This window comes from Nostoc sp. CALU 546 (assembly GCF_048836525.1).
Window position 1 is genome coordinate 1 of the sequence record NZ_JAWJTF010000412.1, and the last position, 1,454, is coordinate 1,454.

Here is a 1,454-nt window from a genome sequence, read left to right on the forward strand (position 1 = left end):
CAAACTCAGTAAATCGCAAAGTTTTGCTAAAGAGCGATCGCTAAGTAGACACTCAGTAGAAGTTAGTTCTAAATAATACCTATTTTATAATTAAAACTTATATTCAATAAAAGAGGTTCAAAAACTGAAATTATCAAGAATGTACATCCACCCAAATAATGACCATTGACGACTTTACCAAAACAGCTTGCACTAACTGATTCAGAAACCCTTGACGAAGTTCTGGATTGTTTAAGTGAAAATATTTCTATTGAGACCCAAGGAGTTTGCGATCAGAAAACTCTATTTGAAATATTAGTGAGAGCAGCAAGTAGTGGAGATAGTATTGAGAATACAACAAAAGTTTTAAATAGTAGTCCATGTGGTAGCGATATCAGGTATCACTTAGATAAAATCAATAATTTTGAGCAGCTAGAAAATCAAATCAATTTAGCTCTCAAAAGTAGAATTCCTCATCGTATTAAAAATGCATATCATAAAATTGCCATTGATTTAAATTTAATTCCTTACTATGGGAAACCTGATAGTGATGAAGACCCTTATATTTATAGAAGTCAGGCTAAGTCAGGAACTTGTTCTTTTTATGCCTATGCAACTTTATATATATTAACCAAGGGGAAACGGATTACACTGGCGATTAGAGGAGTACGTTGGTTAGATACAAATGTTGCCATTATCACCTACTTATTAGCTGAACTTGAGACTATTAAAGTAAATGTAAAAACACTGTATTTGGATAGAGGATTTTTTAGTATCGCTGTAATCAGGTGGTTGCAAGCCTTGGATATTCCCTTTATAATGCCAGCGATTAGAAGAGGAAAAAAGGGTGGTGTAAATCAATTTCTTAAAGGCAGAAGTAGTTATAAAACTACTTACACAATGGGTGAAGAGAAAGATAATAATGTTACCTTTAGCTTATGGATTATCTGCAAATACAAAAAAGGGACAAGAAAACAACATGGTATTGAATACTTTGCTTATGTTGTTTATAAGTCGAAAATAAACCTATCTTACATTCATCAAGATTATCGAAAAAGATTTGGAATTGAAAGCAGTTATAGATTAAAAAATCTATGTCGAATCAGAACAAATAATAAGAAGCCCGTATTGAGATTATTATATGTTGGTATTTCTTTTGTGTTAGTCAATATTTGGGTTTATCTTCTTTGGTTTAAGATTAGTCGAAAACGAAAGGGTAGGCGATTAATTTATCGTAACCTTTTCTGTCTTAAACAAATGTTAGCTTTTCTACGTCAAGTTGTTGAGCGCAAATATGGAAGTGTTAAAGGTATTTATATTCCATCGGGTTAGCAATCGTTAAAAGTTGCTTAACTATAAGTAAAAGTAATTTATCCCAGCCTACGGGTTAAGATAGTTTCGCAGAAAATGTATCTCAAGTTACAAAATATTGGCGATCGCTCTCTTGGAAAAAACTTTGCGATTTACTGAAACTG

The 1,454-nt window shown here is 32.3% G+C and carries 1 protein-coding gene; it reads left to right on the forward strand.

The annotated features are described in order from the left end of the window. Nucleotides 1-165 precede the first annotated feature (165 nt). On the forward strand, nucleotides 166-1,311 hold the full coding sequence (locus tag RRG12_RS44145; RefSeq protein ID WP_420759152.1) for an ISH3 family transposase: 1,146 nt from the start codon (nucleotides 166-168) through the stop codon (nucleotides 1,309-1,311). Nucleotides 1,312-1,454: the final 143 nt, after the last annotated feature.